Here is a 22,960-nt window from a genome sequence, read left to right as displayed (position 1 = left end):
TACGTCCCCGCACACGGTACGGGACCGAGTGCGGGGACGTACGGAGGCTGGGACCCCAGGGGTGTCCCCCCGGGGTGCCGCCCTGAGGCGGCGTCAGCCCTCGGGGCCGTGTCAGCCCTTGAAGCGCGGGAAGGCGGAGCGGCCCGCGTACACGGCGGCGTCGTCGAGGATCTCCTCGATGCGCAGCAGCTGGTTGTACTTGGCGACGCGGTCCGAGCGGGCCGGGGCGCCGGTCTTGATCTGGCCGCAGTTCACGGCGACGGCGAGGTCGGCGATGGTGACGTCCTCGGTCTCGCCGGAGCGGTGCGACATCATGCACTTGAAGCCGTTGCGCTGGGCCATCTCGACGGCGTCGAGGGTCTCGGTCAGGGAGCCGATCTGGTTCACCTTCACGAGCAGGGCGTTCGCGGAGCCCTCCTCGATGCCGCGGGCGAGGCGCTCGGGGTTGGTGACGAAGAGGTCGTCGCCGACGATCTGGACCTTGGAGCCCAGGCGGTCGGTGATGGTCTTCCAGCCGGCCCAGTCGTCCTCGAACAGCGGGTCCTCGATGGAGACCAGCGGGTACGCCTCGACGAGCTCGGCGTAGTAGTCGGTCATCTCGGCGGCCGAGCGGGACTGGCCCTCGAACTCGTACTTGCCGTCCTTGTAGAACTCGGACGCGGCGACGTCGAGCGCGAGCGCGATGTCCTTGCCCGGGGTGTAGCCGGCCTGCTTGACGGCCTCGATGATGAGGTCGAGCGCGGCGCGGTTGGACTCCAGGTTCGGGGCGAAGCCGCCCTCGTCGCCCAGGCCGGTGGAGAGGCCCTTGTTGTGCAGGACCTTCTTGAGGGTGTGGTAGACCTCGGCACCCCAGCGCAGCGCCTCGGAGAAGGACTCCGCGCCGATCGGGGCGATCATGAACTCCTGGATGTCGACGTTGGAGTCGGCGTGCGACCCACCGTTGAGGATGTTCATCATCGGAACGGGCAGCAGGTGCGCGTTCGGGCCGCCGAGGTAGCGGAACAGCGGGAGGTCCGAGGCCTCGGACGCGGCGTGGGCGACGGCGAGGGACACGCCGAGGATGGCGTTGGCGCCGAGGGAGCCCTTGTTGTCGGTGGCGTCCAGGTCGAACATGGCCTGGTCGATCAGGCGCTGCTCGGTGGCGTCGTAGCCGACGAGCTCCGGGCCGATCTGCTCGATGACGGCGAGGACGGCCTTCTCCACGCCCTTGCCCATGTAACGGTTGGGGTCACCGTCGCGGAGCTCGATGGCCTCGAAGGCACCGGTGGAGGCGCCGGACGGAACGGCAGCACGGCCGGTGCTGCCGTCGTCGAGGCCCACCTCGACCTCGACCGTGGGGTTGCCTCGGGAGTCCAGGATTTCCCGGGCTACGACGACGTCGATGGACGGCACGAGCATCTCCTTCTGGGATGTGACGCTGGGTGTGCGGTGGCGCGTGGGCCGTGGGCCGGCCCTGCCGCCTAGAGCCTAACCGGCTTCGGGCGGTGGGCTGCCCGACCGCCCGGGTCCTGGGACGAAAAAGGGGCCGAATACCCGTCTTCCTGGACATAGGACCCTCGATTCTCCGCGTTCCGCGGGAGGTCCGATGCCGGAGGCCGGTGTTCCGGTTCCGCTGTGCGGGTACCGGCGGACGACATGCCGCCGCCCGGCGCGTGGGGGGATACGCGCCGGGCGGCGGGGACGCTGCGGGGCGCAGCGAGTGTTACGCGGAGATTCAGGCGAGCTTCAGCTTCTGGCCCGGGAAGATCAGGTCGGCGTCGGAGACGCTGTCCTTGTTGAGCTCGAACAGCTTCTCCCAGCCGCCCTTGACCTTGTTGGCGTCGGCGATGCTGCCGAGGGTGTCGCCTTCCTTGACCGTGTAGGTGCCGGTGCCCGACTTCGGGGCCTCGGTCTTCGGGGTCGACGGCTTGGACGGGGTCCAGTTGCCGGAGCCCGAGCCGGAGCCCTTGGTCTCGGTGTCGGCCTTCGGCGTGGACGGCTTGGCCGGAGCGGGCTTCGCCGGGGCGGGCTTGGCCGGGGCCGGCTTGGAGGGCTTCGCCGGGGCGGGCTTGGCCGGGGTGGTCGAGCCGCCGCCGTTGTAGGCGGACTTCGACAGGCCGACGCCGCAGTGCGGCCAGGCGCCCTTGCCCTGGCCCTTGAGGACCTTCTCGGCGATGGCTATCTGCTGGGCCTTGGTGGCCTGGTTGGCCTGCGCGGCGTACGCCTTGCCGCCGTAAGCGGCCCACGTGGAGGACGAGAACTGCAGGCCGCCGTAGTAGCCGTTGCCGGTGTTGATGGACCAGTTGCCACCGGACTCGCAGGCGGCGACCTTGTCCCACTCGGCGGCCGTGGCGGCGCTGGCCGTACCGGCGGTCATCAGCGGGGCCGCGACGGCGACACCGGCGACACCGGCGAGCGTGACGATGCGGGCGGCCTTGGAGCCGCGACGGTGCTTGCCCTTGCCGGAAAGCAGCATGGAGTTCTCCTCACCGACGCCTTCGAGGTGAGCTGTCGGGTTCGGGCGGATGAGTGCCCGGTCACGCGGCGCGGCGCGTGTCTTCACCCCTAGCCGGTACCCGGACCGTCTCTCAACGGCCTTTCCCGGCGCCTACCTTGGTTCCCCCGCTCCTGCCTTCGGCGCTTGCGCGACGACTGTTCCCCCCGTCCGCCGGCAGGATTCGGCGATGCGGTCGAAGGAGCTCGCGGTGGCGAGCGATTCAGAAGGTAGACAGGTCTCTCCCCGATGTTCAACGTGTGATTTTGGGGAGAAACCGGCCTACTTGCCTTCCTCCTGAGCACGTTTGTGCAGGTGAGGGGCGGGTTTCCGGAAGTTCCGGAATGAGACACGCCAGTTGGCAGGAAGAGATGCATGTCTCATTTGACGATAACGGACATTCAACTCTTAAAGGATGTCCGAACTGCCCCCTATTTCTTGGTTAGATCCAGGTTCTGGCCGGGCTTGATGAGGTCGGCGTCCTCGCCGATGACCTGCTCGTTGGCCTTGTAGAGCTCGCCCCATCCGCCCTGCACGCCCTTGGCGTTGGCGATGTCCGAGAGGCTGTCGCCCGGCTTCACGGTGTACGTCGGGCCCGCGGGGGCCGCTGACGCCGTGCCAGGTGCCGCCGGCACCTCGACCGCGGCCGGGCCGCGGTGCTTGCCGGAGCCGTCGCCCGCCTCGGCGGACGGGGTGCCGGAGGGGGTGCCGGTGGGGGCGCCCGGGGTGGCGGGGGCGGTGGGCGTGACGCCCGGGGCGGGCGTGGCGCCCGGCGTGGCCGGGGTCGTCGGGGTGCCCGGGGAGGGCGTGGCGCCCGGCGCCGTGGGGGTGCCGGGGGTGGGGGTGCCGGGGGTGGGCGTGCCGGGAGTGGGCGTGCCGGGGGTGGAGGGCTGGACGGTGAAGTCCGGCTCGGGCATGACGGGCAGTCCGCTGGAGGGGCCCAGCGGGTAGTCCGGCAGTCCGCTCGGGCCGGTGGTGGGCGTGCCGGGCGCCGGGGTCGGGGCCCCGAAGTCCGTGGAGGGCTTGCCCTTGCCGGTGGCCGGCACCGAGTCGTCGGGCCGGCTCGGGGTGGGCGCGACGGGCCCCGGGTCCAGCTTGTCGCCCGGGTCCACCTCGGGCGCGGGGCCCTGCTGGGTGAGTCCGGCCGAGGCGGCGCACAGCGGCCACGCCTGGGGGCCCTGGGAGGCCAGCACGCGCTCGGCGACCGCGATCTGCTGGGAGCGGCTGGCGAGGTCCGGGCGCTCCGCGTACGCGAGTCCGCCCGCGTTGCGCCACTGCTCCAGGGTGAACTGCAGCCCGCCGTAGGCACCGCTGCCGGAGTTCGCGCTCCAGGTGCCGCCGCTCTCGCAGTCGGCGACCTTGTCCCACGTGGCGGTGTCGGCCGCGTTGGCGCCGGTGGCGGCGAGCAGCGGCAGGGCCAGCGCGGATCCGGTCACTCCTGCGGTGACGACGATCGCGGGTACCTGGCGGGGGCGTCTGTGGCGGCCGTTCCCGGGAAGCATGAGGCTGCACCTTTCGCATAACGGCGGGGTAACGGCAGAACCTAGCCGCCTTCGAACGGATGTCACAAGTTCGGGAGTGGACTGACTTCCGGTCAGTCCCGGTTCGCTTCCGGCTTCGTTTCGTTCGGGACTGTGAAGCGGACGGGGAGGGTGCGCAGGCCCCGCATGATGAGACCGCCCCGCCAGCGCAGGTCCGCGGGGGGAATCGCAAGTTCCAGATCCGGCAGACGCTTCAGCAAAGTTCCGAGGGCCGTCTGCCCTTCGAGCCGGGCGAGCGGAGCACCGAGGCAGTAGTGGATCCCGTGGCCGTATCCGAGGTGCTGGTTGTCACTCCGGGAGAGGTCCAGGGTGTCCGGTTCGGCGAACCGCTCCGGGTCGCGGTCGGCCGCCGCGAGGACGACGAGCACCGGGTCCCCGGCCGCGATGTCCCGGCCGCCCAGGGTCAGCGGGCGGGTGGCGAACCGCCAGGTGGCGAGCTCCACGGGGCCGTCGTAGCGCAGCAGTTCCTCGACGCCGGTCTCCAGCAGCGCGCTCTCCCCGGCGGCCAGGGAGGCCTGGAGGCGCTCGCGCTGGTCCGGGTTCATGAAGAGGGAGTGGATGCCGTTGCCGATGAGGTTCACGGTCGTCTCGAAGCCGGCGAAGAGCAGGATGAAGGCCATCGCCGTGGCCTCGGCCTCCGTCAGGTGGTCTCCGTGGTCACTCGCCCGGATCAGATCGGAAATGAGGTCATTGCCCAGATCATCCCGCTTGCGGTGGATCAGTTCCCCGAGATAGGTGCGCATCTGCTTCACCGAGCGGGCGACCCCGCCGCGCGGCCCGCCGCCGTGGCGGATCATCATCCCCGCCCAGTCGCGGAAGTCGTCCTGGTCCTCGCGCGGTACGCCGAGCATCTCGCAGATGGCGTAGATGGGGAGCGGAAAGGCGAACTCGTGGATGAGGTCCGCCTCCCCCTTCCCGGCGCCGTGCTGCTTTCCCACGATCTGGTCGATGAGGTGGTCGGTCAGCTCCTGCACGCGCGGGGTGAACTCGGCCACGCGGCGCGGGGTGAACGCCTTCGACACCAGCCGCCGCAGCCGGGTGTGGTCCGGCGGGTCGATGTTCAGCAGGTGCGTCATCAGCTCCGCCTTGCGCTCCCCCGGGATCCCGGTCTTGCCCTTGGCGTGCGCCGGCTCCGCGTGGTGCGCCGGGTTCTTGCTCAGCCGCTGGTCGGCGAGGGCCTGGCGGGCGTCGGCGTACCGGGTCACCAGCCAGGCCTCGACCCCGCTGGGGAGCCGGGTGCGGTGCACCGGGGAGTGCTCGCGCAGCCAGGCGTAGGCCGGGTAGGGGTCGGTCGCGAACTCCCAGTCGAAGAGGGTCGGCCCCTGGGGGCGGGACGGGTCGGCCTGGGCGGCGGGGGTCTGATCGTGCACCCGTCGACCGTATCCCGGCGCGCCGCGGACCATCCCTTATGGCCGCTTCGTCGCGGCTGTCCGCAGATCGGACATCACTTGACGTCAGGTTCTGCGACATTCCTACTTTCGGTTCTGTGGATGTGAGGATCTTGAAAAGCAGCTTCGCGGTGGTGGAGAGACGGGCCGAGCACGCGGTCAAGTACTTCTACTCCCACCTCTTCTGGCACAACCCCGGGCTCCGCGAACTCTTCCCGGACTCCTCCGAGGACATGGAGCGCCAGCGCGACCGGCTCTTCGCCGCGCTCACCCATGTCGTCGGCCACCTGGAGAGCGACACCCTCATCCCCTACCTGCGCGACCTCGGACGCGACCACCGCAAGTTCCTCGTCGGCCCCGAGCACTACGCCGCCGTCGGCGTCAGCCTGCTCGCCGCGCTCGCCGAGACCTCCGGCGACGCCTGGATCCCGGCCGTCGAGAAGGCCTGGTGCGAGGCCTACCAGTTCATCGCCGACGCGATGACCGCCGGCGCCGCCGACAGCGGCGACCCTCCCTGGTGGGAGGCCGAGGTCGTGCGGCACCTCCAGTACGGCGAGGACATCGGCGTGCTCACCCTCGCACCGCGCACCCCCCTGCCCTACCGGCCCGGCCAGTACGTCAGCGTGAGCAGCGACCGCGTCCCGACCACCTGGCGCACGTACTCCCTCGGCAACGCGCCCCGCCCCGACGGCACCGTGGACCTCCACGTCAGCCGGATCGACGGCGGCCGGCTCAGCACCGCCCTGGTCCGCGACGTCCTGCCCGGCGAGGTCCTGCGGCTCGGCGCCCCCGGCGGACAGCTGACCCTGCGCCGCGAGGACCGCCCCCTCACCTTCATCGCCGCCGGCACCGGCTGGGCGCCCGTACGGGCCCTGGTGGAGGAACTCGTGCAGCACCCTCCCGACCACGACGTACGGCTCTTCGTCGTCGCGCGGGACGCCGCCCATCTCTACGACCGGCCCCTGATCGACGAGTACGCCGCCGCCTGCCGCTGGCTCGGCGTCACCTACATCACCCCCGCCCCCGGCCGGCACCGCAACCAGGCCACCGACCGGCTCGCGACCGCCCTCAGCAACCGGGGCCTGTGGCGGGACCAGGACGTCTACCTCAGCGGGCCCGCCCCGTTCATCGAGGAGACCTCCTACCTCCTGGAGGAACTCGGGGCCCGGCCCGACCGGGTCTTCCACGACGCCGTCCCCGTGGCCTCCGCCCTGCGCGCCCGGCCGCTCGGCTTCGGCGAGTGGTTCCTGCACCGCCCGGCCCCGCACTGGCACAACCCGTCGGCCCGCGCCCCGCGCGAATAGGCCCCGGCCGGCCGCCGCTCCCCCTTGCCGGCCGCCGCTCCCCTTGCCGCCTGCCGCCTACCGCTCCGGCTTCCGCTCCGCCGCGCCCTCGGCCGCGCGGATCGCGTCCCGGTAGACGCGGGCCGCCGCCCGCAGCGCCGTCTCCGGGTCCGTCCCCGACGCCTCGGCGCGCGCCGCCAGCTCCAGCAGCTCGTACCCGATGCCCTCGCCCCGGGGCAGCTCCACGGCCACCCCTCCCGTACGGGCCCGCCCCGCCAGCTTGGCCGCGAGCGCCAGCCCGGGCTGGCCCAGCGGGATCCCGTCGGTGACCGAGTCCCGCTGCTTCTCGACCGCCTTGGTGGCCTGCCAGTGCGCGCTGACGTCCTCGGGGGAATCGGCGGTCGCGTCCCCGAACACGTGCGGGTGGCGCCGGATCAGCTTGTCGACGAGGTCCCCCGCCACGTCGTCGATGGAGAAGGGCTCCTCCCCCTCCTCGCCGCCGCCCTCCTCCTCGGCGATCCGCGCGTGGAAGACCACCTGGAGCAGCACGTCGCCGAGCTCCTCGCGCAGCGCGTCCCGGTCCCCGTCCTCGATCGCCTCGACCAGCTCGTACGCCTCCTCGATGGCGTACTTCACCAGCCCCTCGTGGGTCTGCCGCGAGGTCCAGGGGCAGTCCCGGCGCACCCGGTCCATGACCTGCACCAGGTCCAGCAGCCGCGCCCCCGGCAGGTCGTACGAGCCGGGCAGCAGCTCCAGGTCCGGCATGGCCACCCGGCCCGAGCCGGCCAGCCGCGCCAGCCCGTCCGTGAGCCGCTGGTCCCCCTCGCCGCCGGGCAGCACCACGACCGTACGGCCACCGGCACACGCCTCGACCAGCGCGTGCGCGTCCGGGCTCTCCTGCGTCACCTCGACCCCCGCCTCCCGCAGGTACGGCAGCTGCGGGTGGCCCGGGTCGGCGCACAGCACCCGGTCCGCGGCGTGCAGGGTCTGCCAGGCCGGCCAGGACAGCAGCCCCGGCGCGACCCGGTGGCTGGCGGTCAGCAGGACGATCCGGCCGGTGGGCTCGGCGGGAGCGGCGGCGGAGGCGGAGGTGTCGGTCACCCCCCGAACCTACCCCCGCCCTCCGCCCTCAGGCTCCGGCGGGTGCCGCCTGCTCGGGACGGGTCCGCTGGGTGATCCACGGGGTCTCCTGGTCGCCGAGCAGGATCTGCTCCGCGTCCCAGCGGCCGTAGCGCGGGTTGACCTCGATGTGCAGCGCCCGCGCCGCCTCCGACAGCTTGGCCAGCGCCTTGTCCTGGCCGCCGTAGTGCGCGAACAGCTTGTCCCGCAGCAGCTTGAAACGGGTGTCCGCCTCGATCTGCCCCGGCGCGAGCTGCGCCTGCTGGAGCGCCGCGTCCCGCAGCGCCTCCTCCCCGCCCAGCTGCTCCAGCTGCGCCTTGCGGACGTCCTGGACCTCCTTGGGGCTCACGCTCAGCCCGGCGTCCTTCGCGGCCCGCTCCAGGACGGCGCTCTGGATCATCTTGTTCAGCTTCAGCCGCTCCAGCCCGGCGGTCGCGCCGATCAGCTGCGCCCCCTGCTCGGACCGGTTCTGGGCGGCGCGCACGTCACCGACCTGCGCCTGGAGCGCCGAGGTGGTGATGCGCTCACCACCGACGACGGCCGCGGTGCCGGGCCGCGCCCCGCCGGAACAGGCGGTCAGCAGGGGGGCCGCCGCGAGGAGGACGGCGGAGACGGAGAGCGCTGTGCGACGGTGCAAAGGAGCCTCCAGGGCCGGGAGATTGTGCGTCGGTGCACAAGGGCCTTGCGGTGATCGATGGTATGAGTTCAGGGTGGCCCGAGCCACCGGTTCGACCAACGATTCCCGTGGTGTTGGGGTGCGAGTTCACTCCCCGGCTACCGGCGTGCCCTTCCCTCCTGAGATCGTCGGTGCACCATGCCGACATCGCAGCTCGCCCAGCGCCAGATCCCGGACCGACCCGCCACGGAACCGCCGCGGCGGTCCGGTCGCGGAGCGGGGGCGCTCGGGGCGGTGTTCGCCTCGCTCGTCACGGCGCTCGCCGTGTGCGGCGGGGACGCCGTCGCGCGGGTGTTCCCGTACGGGCCGCGCCACCGCAGCGTCAACGACCTCGGCAACCAGTTCGTGCCGTACCACGCGCACCTGTGGGACCTGCTGCACGGGCGGGCCGAGGGCGGGATCCTGTTCAACTGGCAGTCCGGGTACGGGACCAGCTTCCTGCCCGACTTCGGCACGTACCTGACGAGCCCGTTCGCCGTGCTGGTCGCGCTGTTCCCCCGCGAGGACATCGACCTCGCGGTGTACGTGGTGACCGTGCTCAAGACGGCGGCCGCGGCGGCCGCCATGGCATGGCTGCTGCGGACCCAGCGGCGCGGCCCCTGGTGGGCGGCGGGGCTGCTGGGGGCCTCGTACGCGCTGTGCGGCTGGTCGGTGATCGAGGCCGCGTACAACCCGATGTGGCTGGACGGGCTCGTCGCCTTCCCGCTGCTGTGCCTCACCGGCGAATGGGCACTGCGCGCGCGGCGGCCGGTGCTCGGAGCACTGGTCGTCGCCGTCGCCTGGACGGCCAACTTCTACACCGCGTACATGGCCACCCTCGGGGCGGCCCTGGTGCTGCTGGTACGGGTGGTGCTGACCCGGGAGGGGCTGCGCGCGCGGGCCCTGGTGGTGGGGCGGGCCGCGGTGACCACGCTGCTCGGCACCGGGCTCGCGGCGCCGGTGCTGGTGCCGCTGTTCCTCAGCACGCAGCAGGCGTACCCGGGCTGGTCCAGGGAGTTCGGCCCGGTGCCGTGGTCCGACTTCTTCGCCCGGCTGCTGCCCGCCACGTACTCCTTCAACTCCCCGGCCGTGTTCGTCGGCACCGGCGCCCTGCTGCTGGTGGCGGCCCTCCCGTTCCACCGGGCGCTGCCGGTGCGCGTCCGCTGCTGGTGGACGGGGCTCGTCGTGGCGGCGGGGCTGTCCCTCCAGTGGGAGCCGACGCACCTGCTCTGGCACCTCTTCGCCACCCCGAACGGCAGCGCGTACCGGCAGACCTTCGTCCTGGCCGGCATCGCGGTGATCGCCGCCTGGACGGGGCTCGCCGCGGGCGTGCCCGGCGTACGGGCGCTCGGGGCGGGCGCCGCCCTGCTGGCGGCCGCCGGGCTGTGGGCGAGCGGCAGCGCCCTGCCGACCGCGTGGGGGTACGCCCTGTTCGCGGGCGGGCTCGCCGCCGCGGCCGCGGCCTGGTGGGCGCTCGGCCGGCGGGGGCTACCGCCGGTGGCCGCCGGGCTGCTCGCGGCGGCGCTGGTGGCGGTTCTGGTGGCGCAGGCCGCGGCGACCACGGCGTACGGCCACAAGGGCAAGCTGGCCGGGCTGGACGACTACCCCTCCTGGAACCAGGCCCACACCGCGCGCGCCCGCGCCCTTGCCGGGGCCGAGGGCTGGCCGGCGTACCGGACCGACGCGGGCCGGCCGGCGCTGTCGGGCAACGACCCGATGCTGCTGGGCGGCGAGGGGGGCTCGTACTACAGCAGCCACACCCCGGACGTGTTCACGCGCACCATGACGGCGCTGGGCGCGGGCTGGACCTCGCGCGGGCGCAGCATCCAGAGCCTCGACAACCCGGTGACGGACGCGGTGTTCGCGGTCGGCGCCCGGCTGAAGCCCGACGGCACCGTCGCCCGCGCCGAGGCCCTGCCCCTGGTCACCGTCCGCCCGGCGGAGGCCCCCGGGGCGTACGGGGAGTCGCCCTTCGCCAACCAGGAACTGCTGCTGGGAGCGCCGGTGTACGAGGACCCGGTCGCGCCCGGCGTCTGCCGCGCGGGCACCGAGGCCTTCCTGTGGGCCCCGGAGTACAACGCCACGGCCCGCCTCGCGGGCGGCCGCCCCTTCAAGCTGAACGGCAACCCGCCCAAGAACCGGGCGGCCCTCCAGTCGCTCGGGGTCTCGCGCGGCCCCGCCTCGAAGCTCGTCTTCGACCGCCCGGCCCCCGACCGGTGGGCGCTGTCCTGCCTGGACGGGACCCGGCTGCGCGCGGCGGTCGACCGGCTGCGGGCCGCCGCCGCGACGGACGTACGGGTCACCTCCGCCGGGCTGAGCGCCACCCTGCCCCCGGGCAGCACGGGCACGGCGGTGGTGGCCGTACCGGCCATCGCGGGCTGGAGCTGCGACGGCCGCCCGGCGCAGTCCCGCCTCGGCCTGCTCGCGGCCCCGCTGGACGGCCGCACCACCACGGTGACCTGCGAGTTCAGCCCGCCCGGTCTGCCGGCCGGGGCGGCGCTGGCCGGGGTGTCCGTACTCGCGCTGGCCGGGACGGCCCTGCGCAGGCGCCTGCGGGGCGCGGGCGCGGGCGCGGAGGTGCGGTAGGCCCGGGCGGGCACCGCACCCACCCGGTCACCGCACCTGGCCCAGCCACTGCAGGGTGCGCCGGATCTCCACCGGGAGGGGGTGCGCCGGGCCGTGGACGCGGTCCGCGTCGTAGAGGAGACGGACCAGGGTGTCGTGGGCCGCCGGGCGGTCGCCGAGGGAGAGCAGCAGGTGCGCTATGCGGCGGCGGACCTCCAGCGGCAGGCCCGGGTCCGGGTTGGCGTAGTGGTTCTCGAACAGCGGCAGCAGCGAGCGGTACTCCGCCAGGGCCGCCGCCGGCTCGCCCAGCTGCTCCAGGCACTGCGCGGCGTCGTAGCGGAAGCGCAGCGACTGCGGGTCCCCGGCCGGGAACTGGTCGGCGAGGCGGCGCAGCTCCGGCAGGGCGCGGCGGTACTGGCCGTCGTCCATCAGGGTGGCCGCGTACTGCTTGCGCAGGCTGCGGACCACCGGGGAGTGCTCGCCGTGCTCGGCGGCGGCCGCCGGGAGGATGTTGCCGAGGATGTCCACGGCCTGGGTGAGCCGGCCCTGGTCCAGCAGCTTGCGGGCCTCGTCCACCGCGCCCGGGATGTCGGGGCGGGGCGGCGCCGGCGGCGCGGCCGGGCGCGGGGGCACGGCGGTGGCCCGGTCCGGCCAGGGTGCCTGGGGGCGCAGGAAGGGGCGGGTCGGGTCGAGCGGGCCGGACGGGAGGCGGCTGCCGGGGGCCGGGAGCAGCGGCACGAGGGCCTCGTAGACCTCCTGGGCGGAGCCCGGACGGTCCTGCGGGTCCTTGGCGAGCAGCCGCAGCAGGACCGCCTCCAGCTCCGCCGGGATCTCGGGGCGCAGCGGGCGCACCGGGGCCGGGGGCTCGTAGAGGTGGCGGTGCAGCACGCCGAGGGCGGTGGTCCCCGCGAAGGGGACGCCGCCGCTGAGCAGTTCGTACAGCAGCACGCCGAGCGCGTACAGGTCGGTGTACGGACCGACCGCGCCGCCCATGGCCTGCTCGGGTGCCATGTAGGCGGGGCTGCCGATCGGGGATCCGGTACTGGTGAGGCGGGTGGTGTCGGTGTCCATCACGGAGGCGACGCCGAGGTCCAGGACGAGGACGGTCCCGTCCGGGCGGACCATCACGTTCCGCGGCTTCAGGTCGCGGTGGACGATCGGCACCGCGTGCACGGCGGAGAGCACCGCGCACAGCTGCGCCACCACCGCGACGGCCCACGGCCAGGGGTAGGGGTCGTGCTCGGCGAGGTGGTCGGCGAGGTCGGAGCCCTCGACGTAGCCCATGACGAGGTACAGCTCGTCACCGTCGCTGCCCGCGTCGTGGACGGTGACCAGACCGGGGTGGTCCACCTGGGCGGTGACCCGGCACTCGCGCACGAAGCGGCGGCGCAGCTCCTCGGCGACGGTGCCGGGGCCGGCCACCTTGTCGGGGCGCAGCAGCTTGACGGCGACGCGGCGGTCCAGGCGGCGGTCGTAGGCCGTCCACACCTGGCCCATGCCGCCCTGGCCGAGGACGGTGGCGAGCTGGTAGCGGTCGCCGATGAGGCGTTCTGCGCCGGTCACCGCCGGTCGTCCTGGATCGCCGTGCTGTTCGGGTCCTGGTACGGGCCGCCGGGCTGCGGGGGCCGCGCCTGGTCCTGCCGGCGCAGGAGCTCGCTGAGCTCGTCGAGTTCGGCGCGGACCTGCCCGAGGCGCGCGGGCGGGACGGGCGGCTGCGGGTTCTGCGGGTTCTGCGGGTTCTGCGGGTTCTGCGGGTTCTGGTGCTGGGGGTTCTGGTGCTGCGGGTTCTGCGGCACGTTCGGCTGGACCGGCCGGCCGGGCTGCTGCCCGGCCGGCGGGTAGCCGTAGCCCGGCGTGGTCTGGTGCGGCGGCTGGGGCTGGTGCACCGGCTGCGGCTGGTGGTGCTGGGCGTACGGGGCCTGCGGCTGCGCCGGGTACCAGGGCGCCGCGGCCAGGGCGGCCCGGGACTCGTGGTGCCTGATGTCGGCGACGAGGTAGTACACGCAGACCGCGAAGCCGGTGAAGATCGAGCCGCCGGCGCCCACGTTGCCCTGCCAGCCGCTGGTGTCTGCGGTCGGGTCGAGCCCGATGAAGACGATCCACACGACCGACAGCACCAGGCTCAGCACCAGCAGCGCCCAGTCCCGGGACCTGCGGGTGAGGATCGCGAGCCGCAGCATGGCGCCCCAGGCGAAGAAGCCGCAGCTGAGGACGGGGAGCGCCGTGAACAGCACGCGCAGCGTCATCGCCGCCCCGGAGACGGGCCGGTGGCCGTGGGGGCCTTGCTGCGGCGGGATGCCGGGGCCGTGCATCGGTGCTCCTGACGGGCCGTGCGGAAAGGTGACGGCTCGAAGCGTATACAGCGTTTCAGGCCGTCCGTGAGGGGATGGACGCAACCGTTGCAGGGTCGCAGCACGGTCGCGGCATGGTCAGCCGGGTGTCACGCTGCCGTCCGACAGGCCGTCGTACAGGCCCTGTACGAGTTGCTCCCCCAGGCGTCCCGCCAGCCTCAGCGCGCCCTCGAACTCGGCGAGCGCCCGGAACCGCGCCCCGTAGCGGCGCTGTTCGGCCAGCGGCAGCCGGGGCAGCTGGAGCCGGCGCACGTCGAGCCGGGTGGCGGTGGAGGCGTGGCTGCTGGCACGGCGGGCATTGGCGGTGCCGCGCAGGAAGCCGGCGAGGAACCAGGGGTCGAGGGCGGCCGGGTCGGGCCGCAGCAGCTGGAGGTTGCGGCCGATGACGGCGCCGGCGCCCGTGGCGGGGTCCTCGGTGACGACGCGGGCGGCGGCGAGGGCGCCGACGACGGGGACGACGACGTCGCCCGGTTCGGCGAGGAGCTGTTCGGCGGCGGCGGCGTCGGAGGCGGCCGCCGTGCCCGCCGCGCCGGGCGCGCCCGGCGTGGTGACGGTGCCGGAGGGGGCGGTGCCGGCGTAGACGTCGTACTCGGTGAGCACGGGCAGCTCCGGGTTGCCGCTGCCGGTGCCGGCGCGCAGGAGCAGGGCTCCGGCGCGGGCGAGTTCGCCGACGGTGGTCTGGGACAGCGGGGCGGCGGCCGGTCCGGCGGCTCCGGCCGGTCCGGCGGCTCCGGCGGGGGTGACGGGGGTGACGGGCGGCGGGGTGAGGCGGGCGGCGTGGGTGAGGGTCGCGTCGAGGCGCTCGCGGAGGGCGGCCAGTTCGGCGGGGCCGCCGCCGGCGGCGGGCGGGGGCAGGTGGCGGGCGGGGGTGAGGTCGACGTCGTCGTCGAGGAGTTCGATGACCGGTACGACGCGGCCGACCCCGGGCATCCCGGGGGCCGCGCCGGTGCGGTCGTACGCGGTCCAGGCCGCGAGCACCGCGTCGCGCACGTCGGGCCACGCGGCCCGGGCCTGCGCCGGCCCGTCGGGGTCGAGGCCGGCGGTGTCGACGAGCAGCAGTCCGGCCGGGGCGGCGGCGCCGGGGGCGGGCTTGCGCAGCACCCACAGCTGGAGCGGGATCCCGTACGGGGGCGCGGCGCCGGCGGGGAGGGAGACGACGGCGCGCAGGGCGCCGCGGCGCAGCAGGTCGGCGCGGATGCGGCGGCCGGAGCGGCGGGCCGCGGCGGCGGGCGGCATGAGCAGTACGGCGGTGCCGCCCTCGCGGAGGCGGGCCAGGGCGTGCTGGATCCAGGCGAGCTCCGATTCGTTGCGGGCGGGGAAGCCGTACTCCCAGCGGGGGTCGTAGGCGAGTTCCTCGTGGCCCCAGTTGCGTTCGTTGAACGGGGGGTGGCAGAGCACGGCGTCGACGGCGGTGCCGGCGAAGGCGTCGGCGCGCAGGCTGTCGGCGGCGGCCGCGCGGACCTGGGCGGAGCCGTGGAGGGCGAGGCGCAGGGCGGCGAGCGCGGCCAGTTCGGGCGAGTAGTCCTGGGCGTGCAGGACGGCGGCGCCGGTGAGGGCGCGCAGCGGGCTGCCGGTGCCGCAGGCGGGGTCGAGGGCGGTGCGGACGCCGGGGCCGGCGAGGGCGGCCATGAGGTCGGCGACGCCGTCGGGGGTCAGCGTGTACTGGCGGGGGTTGGCCTCCAGGTGGCGGCCGAGGAGGAACTCGAAGGCCTGGCGGGCGCCGAGCCCGGCGGCGAGTTCGGCGACGGCCCGGAGCATCGGCACGGACCCGGGGGCGGGGGCGGGACGGACGGCGGCCGGGTGGCCGGCTCCCAGCCGGGCGGTGAGCGCCTCGTCCCGTACGGCGGGCAGCCGCCCGGCGAACCGGTCGTCGGGGAGCGCGGCGAGCTCCAGCCACCGCGCGGGGCGATCCCGTACGACGAGCAGGGCGGCGCCGGCTTCGACGAGGGCGGCGGCGGCCCCGCCGGGGTGGGCGGTGATCTGCTGCCAGACGCGTTCGCGCAGGGGGACCTCGGCGAGCTTGCCCTGCGCCCGGAGCCACTCCTCCACCGCGGGCAGCGCGAAGGAGGGACTGGTCTCGGTGCCGCCCACGGGCTTGGGGAAGTCGGGGTGGCGGCGGCGCCAGTTGCTCACGGCGGCCCGGCCGACTCCGGCCAGGCGGGCGATCTCGGCGGCGGTGACCTCAGGGACGTTCTCCTCCAGCATGCCGGGAGCATACCGATACACACGCGGGAATCCACTTCACAGCGTGAATCCGATCAGTTCTGTGAATCGTGTTGACTCGGTTCACAGCCTCTGTTGTGATGATCCCGTCAACAGCGGAGAACGCCGGCCGCACCGAGAGAAACGAGACAGGAGCCCTCCCATGTCCCAGTCCTCCACCCCGCGCCACAGCTGGATCGCCCGCCACAAGGTGCTCACGGGGTGCGGCGCGCTCGTCGCGCTCGTCGCGGTCGGCGCCTGCACGGGGGGCGGCGGCACGGGCGGCGCGAAGGACACCAAGGCCAAGCCGGCCTCGTCCGCGAGTGCGGGCGCCGGCGCTCCGGCGGGTGGCAGCGGCAGCGGCAGCGGCAGCGGCAGCGGCCAGAAGCCGGCCGAACCGAAGAAGGACGGCAAGAAGGCGGCCATCCGCGGCAGCGGCACCTTCCAGGTCGGCTCGGACCTCCAGCCCGGCACCTACCGCACCACCGGCAACAAGGGCCTCGGCTGCTACTGGGAGCGCGCCAAGGACGCCTCGGGCGACACCGACTCGATCATCGCCAACGACAACGTCGTCGGCACCAGCTACGTGACCATCGGGGCCGGCGACAAGCTGTTCAAGTCCACCGGCTGCAACGACTGGGAGACCGTCGACCCGAAGGCCGTCTCCGACGCCCCGAAGACGGAGGCCGCGGGCGACGGCGGCATGTTCAAGGTGGGCCTCGACCTCGCCCCCGGCACCTACAAGTCCGAGGGCCCCGCCGACGGTTCGGCCGGCTGCTACTGGGAGCGCGCCAAGGACGCCGCCCACGGCATCGACTCGATCGCCGCCAACGACAACCCCACCGGCCCGGCCGTCGTGACGATCGGCGCGAAGGACGGCTACTTCAAGACCACCGGCTGCGCGACCTGGAAGAAGTCCTGACTCCAGCACGGCCGGAGACCCCCCGGATAGCCTCCGCCTCCTGACCGATCCCAGGGGGGACCATCATGCGCACCACCATGCCCGCGGGCACGGCCGCTCTCGCCGCCTGCGCGGCCCTGCTGACCGTCACCGGCTGCGGCCCCGGAGCCGGCGCGGCGGCGAAACCATCGGCCTCGGCGACGGCACCCGACCCGCTCGCCGGCAAGGACCCGGCCGCCGCCCTGCGCGCCGCGTACGAGGAGACGGAGGGGACGGACTCCAGGTTCGCGCTGGTCCAGCGGACGATCGGGGACCGCGAGCTCGAAGCCGGCCTGACCTTCGAGGGCGACAGCGGCTGCTGGGGCAAGGTCACCGTCGCCCGCGCCGGGGCGGGCGAGATCCTCATGGACGGCGGCAGGCTCTCCTTCAGGGGGGACGAGGGCTTCCTCAAGGACCAGTTCAGGGACGCCCCCGTCAAGTCCCCCGACACCACCGAGGGCTGGATCGACGTCCGGCCGAGCGACCCCTCGGTCGCCCACCTCCTCGCCCTGTGCAAGGACGGGTACCCCGCCCGCGCCTTCCCGTCCGAACTCACCGACGTCCGCCGCGAGCCGGACACCGCCCAGGACGGCAAGCCGGTCGCGGTGTTCACGTCGACGGCGCCCGGCGGCGGCGAGGTCACCGACCACGTCCTGCTGGACGGCGCGCCGTACCTGGTCAAGCACTGGCAGCGGGGACCGGACGCGCGCACGGTCGAGTACCGCGGCGTACGGGCACCCGCCCCCGCCCCGTCCGGCGGGGTGTCACAGACACCCCCTACGCTCGGATCCTGACACCTGCACATAGTTCAACGGGGGAACCGGGATGCGCAGCCATACGAAGAACACCGCGTCGGCACTCGCCGCCGCGGCCCTGATCGGCGGCGGGCTGACGGCGTGCGCGGCCGGCGACGGCCGGGCGTCCGACATCGGCAGCCGGGCCCGCGCCGCACAGTCGCCCGGCGCGGCGTCCGACCCCTCCGGCCCGTCGTCCCCGGCCTCGCCCTCGGGCCCGGCGGGGGCGGGGGGCGAGGGCCCGCTCGCCGCCCTGTCGGGGGCCGACATACTCACCCGCGCCGGCGAGGCCACCCGCAAGGCGGAGTCGATGCACGTCAAGGCCACGGTCGAGTACGAGGGCAAGCCGATGCGGATCGACCTCTCCCTCGACAAGAAGGGCAACTGCAACGGCGCCGTCCGCCTCGACGGCATGGGGAAGATGGACATCATCAAGTCCGCCGAACTCGTCCACTTCCGCGGCGACGCCGCCTACTGGCGTGGCGCCGCCAAGCAGAAGCTCACCCCGCAGAAGCAGACGGACCAGATGGTCACCATGCTCGCCGACCGCTGGGTGAAGATCCCCGCCACCGACCCCCGTGCGGCCCCGATGACCGGCAGCTGCAACCTCGGCAGGCTGACGGACGACCTCGGCAAGGGCGGCCCGCTCGCCCGCAAGGGCGACACCGGCACCGTCGACGGAAAGCCGGCCCTGTCGGTCACCTCCCCCGCCCGGCAGGGCACCCAGACCGACTGGGTCTCGACGCAGGGCACCCCCTACATCCTCAAGTCGGCCATCAGCGGCGACACCACCGGCGCGATCCTGTTCTCGGACTTCAACGTCCCGGTGGACACCGCCTCCCCGAAGGACACCGACGTCCTGGACCTCTCCAAGACCGGCGGCCCGGCCGGCGAATCGGTCTGACCTGAACGCCGTTCAGGTCCGGGCGGGCCTGACGTGCAGGTGCCCGCTCAACGGGTACGCGGGCGGGGCCGCCGGAAGGGTGGCGTGGAAGGGGAAGCCGCTCTTCTCCGCCACGCGGCAGGAAGCCCCGTTGTCCTCCTGGTGCAGGAGGTGCAGGCGTTCCAGCCCGGAGCCGGCGAAGGTCGCGAACGCCCAGGCCGTCAGGGCCTCCAGAGCACGCGGCGCGACACCCCGGCCGCGGGCGTGGGCGGCGGTCCAGTAGCCGACCTCGGCCGCCGGCCCGCCGGACGCGGGCCTCTTCAGGACGGCGTTGCCCACCAGCCGGCCCGGACCGTCGCCCTCCAGCACCGCGAAGGCGAAGCGCAGCCCCGCGTCCCAGCCCCGGCGCTGCTCCTCCACCCACCGCAGCCCGTCGGCCTCGCCGTCGAGGGCGTCGGCGGTCCAGCGCCGCAGCACGGGATCGGCGTACGCCTCGACCAGCGCGGGGACGTCACCACCGCGCCAGGGGCGCAGGAGCAGAGCGGGGAAGTCCGCCGTCGCGGCGGCGCGGAGGGTCTTCTGCGTGATCATCAGCCGATGATATGCACAGGGCCAGAAACCGGCGTACCGTCGCAAACGGGACACGGAAGGAGCCCTCGTATGGGGATTTTCGACAGGTTCAAGGACCAGGCCAAGAACAAGGGCAAGGACATTTCCGACCAGCTCGAGCAAGAGGTCAACGAGAGGACCGGCGGGAAGTACTCCGACCAGGTCGACAAGACCCAGCAGCAGATGGAGAGCCGGCTGGGCATCGACGACGACCCGGACAAGTAGCCCACAGCCCTTGCCGCCCGCTCCCCCGTCCCACGGGAGCCGGCAGAACACGTGACCGCCCGCGCCCGGCACGCGCGGGCGGTCACGGCGTTCAGCGCGGCGGTCACCGCACTCAAGCAGCCGCCACCCGAACGATGTTCAAGCAGCCGCCGCCTGCACGGCGTTCAAGCCGCCGTCCGGGGACGGCGTTCGGGCGGCACCGCCGGGACGGCGTTCGGGCGGCCCCGCCCGAACAGCCCTCGAACGAGCCTTGCCTGAACAACGTCCAGGCGCGCCTCGCCTGAACAGTGTTCAAGCCGCCGTCGCCGTGCCCGCTACGAGCCGAGGATCGTGGTGAGGAACTCCCCCGTCCAGGCCAGCAGTTCACGCCCGACCAGCGGCTTCCCTCCGACCTTGGCCGTCTTCGGGCGCGGCACCAGCACCTGCGAGGTCGCCGGCTTGAGCACCGTCCCCGGGTACAGGCGCTTGAGCCGCAGCTCCTGCGACTCCCGCAACTCCACCGGTCCGAAGCGGATGTTCGGCCCCTGGAGGGTGATGTCACCCACGCCGCAGGCCCGCGCCAGCATCCGCAGGCCCGCCACCAGCAGCAGGTTCTCCACCGGCTCCGGCAGCTTGCCGTAGCGGTCGGTGAGTTCCTCCCGCACGGCCTTGATGTCGGCCTCGGAGTTCGCCGCCGCGATGGACCGGTACGCCTGGAGGCGCAGCCGCTCGCCGGGCGCGTAGTCGTGGGGCACGTGCGCGTCGACCGGCAGCTCGATCTTGACCTCCAGCGGCGGCTCCTCCTCCACCCCGCCGTTCTCGACGGCGGCCCGGTAGTCGGCCACCGCCTCGCCGACCATCCGGATGTACAGGTCGAAGCCGACGCCCGCGATGTGCCCGGACTGCTCGCCGCCCAGCAGGTTGCCCGCGCCGCGGATCTCCAGGTCCTTCATCGCCACGTACATGCCGGCGCCCATCTCGGTGTGCTGGGCGATGGTGGCCAGCCGCTCGTGCGCCGTCTCCGTCAGCGGCTTCTCCGGCGGGTACAGGAAGTACGCGTACCCGCGCTCGCGCCCGCGCCCCACACGGCCGCGCAGCTGGTGCAGCTGCGAGAGGCCGAAATTGTCGCCGCGCTCCACGATGAGGGTGTTGGCGTTGGAGATGTCGATGCCCGACTCGACGATCGTCGTGGAGACCAGCACGTCGAACTTCTTCTCCCAGAAGTCCACCACGACCTGTTCCAGCGCCTGTTCCGACATCTGGCCGTGGGCCGTCGCGATCCGCGCCTCCGGCACGATCTCCCGCAGCTTCGCGGCCGCCCGGTCGATCGACTCGACCCGGTTGTGGATGTAGAAGCACTGGCCCTCGCGCAGCAGCTCGCGCCGGATGGCGGCGCCGATCTGCTTCTCCTCGTACGGGCCGACGAAGGTGAGCACCGGGTGCCGCTCCTCCGGCGGTGTGGTGATCGTCGACATCTCGCGGATGCCGGTCACCGCCATCTCCAGCGTGCGCGGGATCGGGGTCGCGGACATGGTCAGCACGTCCACGTTGGCGCGCAGCTTCTTCAGCTGCTCCTTGTGCTCGACACCGAACCGCTGCTCCTCGTCGACGATGACCAGGCCCAGGTCCTTGAACTTTGTTTCAGAGGAGAACAGGCGGTGCGTGCCGATGACCACGTCCACCGAGCCCTCCTTGAGGCCTTCCAGGGTGGCCTTGGACTCGGTGTCGGACTGGAAGCGCGAGAGCGCCTTCACGTTGACCGGGAACTGGCTGTAGCGCTCGGAGAAGGTGCCGAAGTGCTGCTGCACGAGCAGCGTGGTCGGCACGAGGACGGCGACCTGCTTGCCGTCCTGGACCGCCTTGAACGCCGCCCGCACCGCGATCTCCGTCTTGCCGTAGCCCACGTCGCCGCAGATCAGGCGGTCCATGGGGACGGACTTCTCCATGTCCTCCTTGACCTCGGCGATGGTGGTCAGCTGGTCGGGCGTCTCCGCGTACGGGAAGGCGTCCTCCAGCTCGCGCTGCCAGGGGGTGTCCGGGCCGAAGGTGTGGCCCGGGGCCGCCATGCGCGCGCTGTAGAGCTTGATCAGGTCGGCGGCGATCTCCTTGACCGCCTTCTTCGCCCGCGCCTTGGTCTTCGTCCAGTCGGCGCCGCCGAGCCGGTGCAGCGTCGGGGCCTCGCCGCCCACGTACTTGGTGACCTGTTCCAGCTGGTCCGTGGGGATGTACAGGCGGTCGCCGGGCTGGCCGCGCTTGGCCGGCGCGTACTCCACGAGCAGGTACTCGCGGGTGGCGCCCTGCACCGTGCGCTGCACCATCTCGATGTAGCGGCCGACGCCGTGCTGTTCGTGCACGATGTAGTCGCCGACCTCCAGGGTGAGGGGGTCGATGGACTTGCGGCGCCGGGTCGGCATCCGGCCGAGGTCCTTGGTGGCGGTGCGCTGCCCGGTCAGGTCGGTCTCGGTGAGGACGGCCAGCTTCAGCGCCGGGTCGATGAAGCCGTTGTCGAGGGAACCGCAGGCGACGTGCACGATCGAGGGCTCCAGCGTCCGCAGCTGCGGCTCCAGCCGGGCCGCGATGCCCTCGCCGCCCAGCACCTCGACGGTACGGGCGGCCGGGCCGTGGCCCTCGGTGAGGTAGACGGTGTGCCAGCCGTCGGCGATCCAGCCCTTGGTGTCGGCGAGCGCGCGGGCCGTGTCGCCCCGGTAGGCGTCGGGGGCGTGCATGCCGAGCTTGAGCACGTCACCGCCCGCCCCCGTCACGTCGGAGGCGTGCGTCAGCGCCTCGCCGGCCGCGAAGGGGGAGACGGACCACCACATCATGCCGAGCTCGCGCGCGTGCTCGCGCACGTCCGCGATCCCGCGCAGCGAGGCCGCGCCGACGTCGATGGGGGCCTCGCCGCCGCCGGCGGTGGCCGCCCACGAGGCCATCAGGAACTCCTGCGAGGTCGCCACCAGATCGGCGGCACGGGTGCGCACCCGCTCCGGGTCGCAGACCACGGCCATCGCCCCGGCCGGCAGGACGTCGATCAGGAGTTCCATGTCGTCGACGAGGACCGGGGCGAGGGACTCCATGCCCTCGACCGCGATCCCCTCGGCGATCTTGTTCAGCAGTTCGCCGAGCTCGGGGTGCTCTTCGGCCAGGGCGGCGGCGCGCTCGCGCACCTCGTCGGTGAGCAGCAGTTCCCGGCAGGGCGGCGCCCACAGCCCGTGCTCGGCGACCTCCAGGGAGCGCTGGTCGGCGACCTTGAAGTAACGGATCTCCTCGACCTCGTCACCCCAGAACTCCACGCGCAGCGGGTGCTCCTCTGTGGGCGGGAACACGTCGAGGATGCCGCCGCGCACGGCGAACTCCCCGCGCTTCTCGACCAGCTCCACCCGGGCGTACGCGGCCGCGGCCAGGGCCTCGGTGACCACGCCCAGGTCGGTGCTGTCCCCCTGCCGCAGGCTCACCGGCACCAGGTCCCCGAGCCCCTTGACCTGCGGCTGGAGCACCGAGCGGATCGGTGCCACGACCACCGAGACGGGCCCGGCAGCCGGGTCGTCCTTGCTCGGGTGCGCGAGCCGGCGCAGCACCGCGATCCGGCGGCCGACGGTGTCGCTGCGCGGGCTGAGCCGTTCGTGCGGCAGCGTCTCCCAGGCCGGGTAGTCCACCACCTCGTCGGGGGGCAGCAGGGAGCGCAGCGCGGCGGCGAGGTCCTCCGCCTCCCGCCCGGTGGCGGTGACCGCGAGCACGGTCCGCTCGGTACGGGCGGCCAGTGCGGCGATCGCGAAGGGCCGGGCGGCGGGCGGGCCGACGAGGTCCACGTGCATGCGGTTGCCGTCCCCGGCCGCGCTGACGGCCTCCGCGAGGGCGGGGTCCCGGGTGACGGCGTCGAGCAGTCCGTGCAGGCTCATGAGACAGGCTTTCCATCCGGTGAGGAGCGTCAGGCGCGTCGGGGGCAACGCGAAGGA

General features: G+C 73.6%; 17 protein-coding genes and 1 riboswitch. Of the genes, 6 read left to right on the top strand and 11 right to left on the bottom strand.

Going from position 1 to position 22,960, the window contains the following annotated elements; genetic code table 11:
• Nucleotides 1–111: 111 nt before the first annotated feature.
• The 4 genes from eno to AC069X_RS11395 form a co-directional block, all read right to left on the bottom strand.
• On the bottom strand, nt 112–1,398 hold the full coding sequence (gene eno / locus AC069X_RS11410) for a phosphopyruvate hydratase (protein WP_427711197.1): 1,287 nt from the start codon (nt 1,396–1,398) through the stop codon (nt 112–114).
• 316 nt (nt 1,399–1,714) lie between these two features.
• Nucleotides 1,715–2,455: a transglycosylase family protein gene (locus AC069X_RS11405; RefSeq protein ID WP_478727437.1), complete on the bottom strand. Its 741-nt coding sequence runs from the start codon at nt 2,453–2,455 to the stop codon at nt 1,715–1,717.
• A gap of 2 nt (nt 2,456–2,457) precedes the next feature.
• Nucleotides 2,458–2,629: riboswitch (cyclic di-AMP (ydaO/yuaA leader) on the bottom strand.
• Between the two features lie 275 nt (nt 2,630–2,904).
• Entirely contained in the window at nt 2,905–3,975 is a 1,071-nt protein-coding gene (locus AC069X_RS11400) for a transglycosylase family protein (protein ID WP_478727435.1), read from the bottom strand.
• A 92-nt stretch (nt 3,976–4,067) separates the two neighbouring features.
• Nucleotides 4,068–5,384, bottom strand: coding sequence for a cytochrome P450 family protein (locus AC069X_RS11395; RefSeq protein WP_478727433.1), 1,317 nt, complete (start codon nt 5,382–5,384; stop codon nt 4,068–4,070).
• A gap of 122 nt (nt 5,385–5,506) precedes the next feature.
• Here AC069X_RS11395 and AC069X_RS11390 point away from each other — a divergent pair, with 122 nt between their 5' ends.
• Nucleotides 5,507–6,706, top strand: coding sequence for a globin domain-containing protein (locus tag AC069X_RS11390; protein ID WP_478727431.1), 1,200 nt, complete (start codon nt 5,507–5,509; stop codon nt 6,704–6,706).
• 57 nt (nt 6,707–6,763) lie between these two features.
• Here AC069X_RS11390 and AC069X_RS11385 read toward each other — a convergent pair whose 3' ends face one another.
• Entirely contained in the window at nt 6,764–7,786 is a 1,023-nt protein-coding gene (locus AC069X_RS11385; RefSeq protein WP_478727429.1) for a nucleoside triphosphate pyrophosphohydrolase, read from the bottom strand.
• 28 nt (nt 7,787–7,814) lie between these two features.
• Nucleotides 7,815–8,441, bottom strand: a complete 627-nt coding sequence (locus tag AC069X_RS11380; RefSeq protein WP_478727427.1) for a SurA N-terminal domain-containing protein — start codon at nt 8,439–8,441, stop codon at nt 7,815–7,817.
• 177 nt (nt 8,442–8,618) lie between these two features.
• On the opposite strand from AC069X_RS11380, the gene AC069X_RS11375 reads away from it, so the two are divergent.
• Entirely contained in the window at nt 8,619–11,045 is a 2,427-nt protein-coding gene (locus AC069X_RS11375; RefSeq protein ID WP_478727425.1) for a YfhO family protein, read from the top strand.
• A 27-nt stretch (nt 11,046–11,072) separates the two neighbouring features.
• On the opposite strand, the gene AC069X_RS11370 is transcribed toward AC069X_RS11375, so the two are convergent.
• The 3 genes from AC069X_RS11370 to AC069X_RS11360 form a co-directional block, all read right to left on the bottom strand.
• Nucleotides 11,073–12,587 carry a protein kinase domain-containing protein gene (locus tag AC069X_RS11370; protein ID WP_478727423.1) on the bottom strand — a complete coding sequence of 505 codons (1,515 nt, stop codon included), beginning with the start codon at nt 12,585–12,587 and terminating at the stop codon, nt 11,073–11,075.
• Complete coding sequence (locus tag AC069X_RS11365) at nt 12,584–13,336, bottom strand: hypothetical protein (RefSeq protein ID WP_478727421.1); 753 nt, start codon at nt 13,334–13,336, stop codon at nt 12,584–12,586. Before AC069X_RS11365 ends, AC069X_RS11370 begins: the two co-directional genes overlap by 4 nt.
• 117 nt (nt 13,337–13,453) lie before the next feature.
• Nucleotides 13,454–15,580: an N-6 DNA methylase gene (locus AC069X_RS11360; protein WP_478727419.1), complete on the bottom strand. Its 2,127-nt coding sequence runs from the start codon at nt 15,578–15,580 to the stop codon at nt 13,454–13,456.
• Nucleotides 15,581–15,740: 160 nt separating this feature from the next.
• Here AC069X_RS11360 and AC069X_RS11355 point away from each other — a divergent pair, with 160 nt between their 5' ends.
• The 3 genes from AC069X_RS11355 to AC069X_RS11345 all read left to right on the top strand — a co-directional run bounded on the left by AC069X_RS11355 (nt 15,741) and on the right by AC069X_RS11345 (nt 18,215).
• Entirely contained in the window at nt 15,741–16,499 is a 759-nt protein-coding gene (locus AC069X_RS11355; RefSeq protein ID WP_478727417.1) for a hypothetical protein, read from the top strand.
• Between the two features lie 65 nt (nt 16,500–16,564).
• Complete coding sequence (locus AC069X_RS11350) at nt 16,565–17,311, top strand: hypothetical protein (RefSeq protein WP_478727415.1); 747 nt, start codon at nt 16,565–16,567, stop codon at nt 17,309–17,311.
• A 31-nt stretch (nt 17,312–17,342) separates the two neighbouring features.
• Nucleotides 17,343–18,215: a hypothetical protein gene (locus AC069X_RS11345; RefSeq protein ID WP_478727413.1), complete on the top strand. Its 873-nt coding sequence runs from the start codon at nt 17,343–17,345 to the stop codon at nt 18,213–18,215.
• A 12-nt stretch (nt 18,216–18,227) separates the two neighbouring features.
• On the opposite strand, the gene AC069X_RS11340 is transcribed toward AC069X_RS11345, so the two are convergent.
• Complete coding sequence (locus AC069X_RS11340) at nt 18,228–18,785, bottom strand: GNAT family N-acetyltransferase (RefSeq protein WP_478727411.1); 558 nt, start codon at nt 18,783–18,785, stop codon at nt 18,228–18,230.
• A gap of 69 nt (nt 18,786–18,854) precedes the next feature.
• On the opposite strand from AC069X_RS11340, the gene AC069X_RS11335 reads away from it, so the two are divergent.
• On the top strand, nt 18,855–19,028 hold the full coding sequence (locus tag AC069X_RS11335; RefSeq protein WP_478727409.1) for an Rv0909 family putative TA system antitoxin: 174 nt from the start codon (nt 18,855–18,857) through the stop codon (nt 19,026–19,028).
• A 314-nt stretch (nt 19,029–19,342) separates the two neighbouring features.
• Here the strand turns inward: AC069X_RS11335 and mfd are convergent, their stop codons facing one another.
• Nucleotides 19,343–22,903 carry a transcription-repair coupling factor gene (gene mfd, locus AC069X_RS11330; protein WP_478727407.1) on the bottom strand — a complete coding sequence of 1,187 codons (3,561 nt, stop codon included), beginning with the start codon at nt 22,901–22,903 and terminating at the stop codon, nt 19,343–19,345.
• Nucleotides 22,904–22,960 lie beyond the last annotated feature (57 nt).

It is taken from the genome of Streptomyces sp. NPDC043896 (genome assembly GCF_056435605.1).
This window is presented reverse-complemented; position numbering and strand designations above follow the sequence as displayed.

Excerpts from the sequence above, each read along its gene's own strand:
- eno (WP_427711197.1), bottom strand. The coding sequence starts at position 1,398 with ATGCTCGTGCCGTCCATCGACGTCGTCGTAGCCCGGGAAATCCTGGAC.
- AC069X_RS11405 (WP_478727437.1), bottom strand. The coding sequence starts at position 2,455 with ATGCTGCTTTCCGGCAAGGGCAAGCACCGTCGCGGCTCCAAGGCCGCC.
- AC069X_RS11400 (WP_478727435.1), bottom strand. The coding sequence starts at position 3,975 with ATGCTTCCCGGGAACGGCCGCCACAGACGCCCCCGCCAGGTACCCGCG.
- AC069X_RS11375 (WP_478727425.1), top strand. The coding sequence starts at position 8,619 with ATGCCGACATCGCAGCTCGCCCAGCGCCAGATCCCGGACCGACCCGCC.
- AC069X_RS11365 (WP_478727421.1), bottom strand. The coding sequence starts at position 13,336 with ATGCACGGCCCCGGCATCCCGCCGCAGCAAGGCCCCCACGGCCACCGG.
- AC069X_RS11360 (WP_478727419.1), bottom strand. The coding sequence starts at position 15,580 with ATGCTGGAGGAGAACGTCCCTGAGGTCACCGCCGCCGAGATCGCCCGC.
- AC069X_RS11355 (WP_478727417.1), top strand. The coding sequence starts at position 15,741 with ATGTCCCAGTCCTCCACCCCGCGCCACAGCTGGATCGCCCGCCACAAG.
- AC069X_RS11350 (WP_478727415.1), top strand. The coding sequence starts at position 16,565 with ATGCGCACCACCATGCCCGCGGGCACGGCCGCTCTCGCCGCCTGCGCG.
- AC069X_RS11345 (WP_478727413.1), top strand. The coding sequence starts at position 17,343 with ATGCGCAGCCATACGAAGAACACCGCGTCGGCACTCGCCGCCGCGGCC.
- AC069X_RS11340 (WP_478727411.1), bottom strand. The coding sequence starts at position 18,785 with ATGATCACGCAGAAGACCCTCCGCGCCGCCGCGACGGCGGACTTCCCC.
- AC069X_RS11335 (WP_478727409.1), top strand. The coding sequence starts at position 18,855 with ATGGGGATTTTCGACAGGTTCAAGGACCAGGCCAAGAACAAGGGCAAG.
- mfd (WP_478727407.1), bottom strand. The coding sequence starts at position 22,903 with ATGAGCCTGCACGGACTGCTCGACGCCGTCACCCGGGACCCCGCCCTC.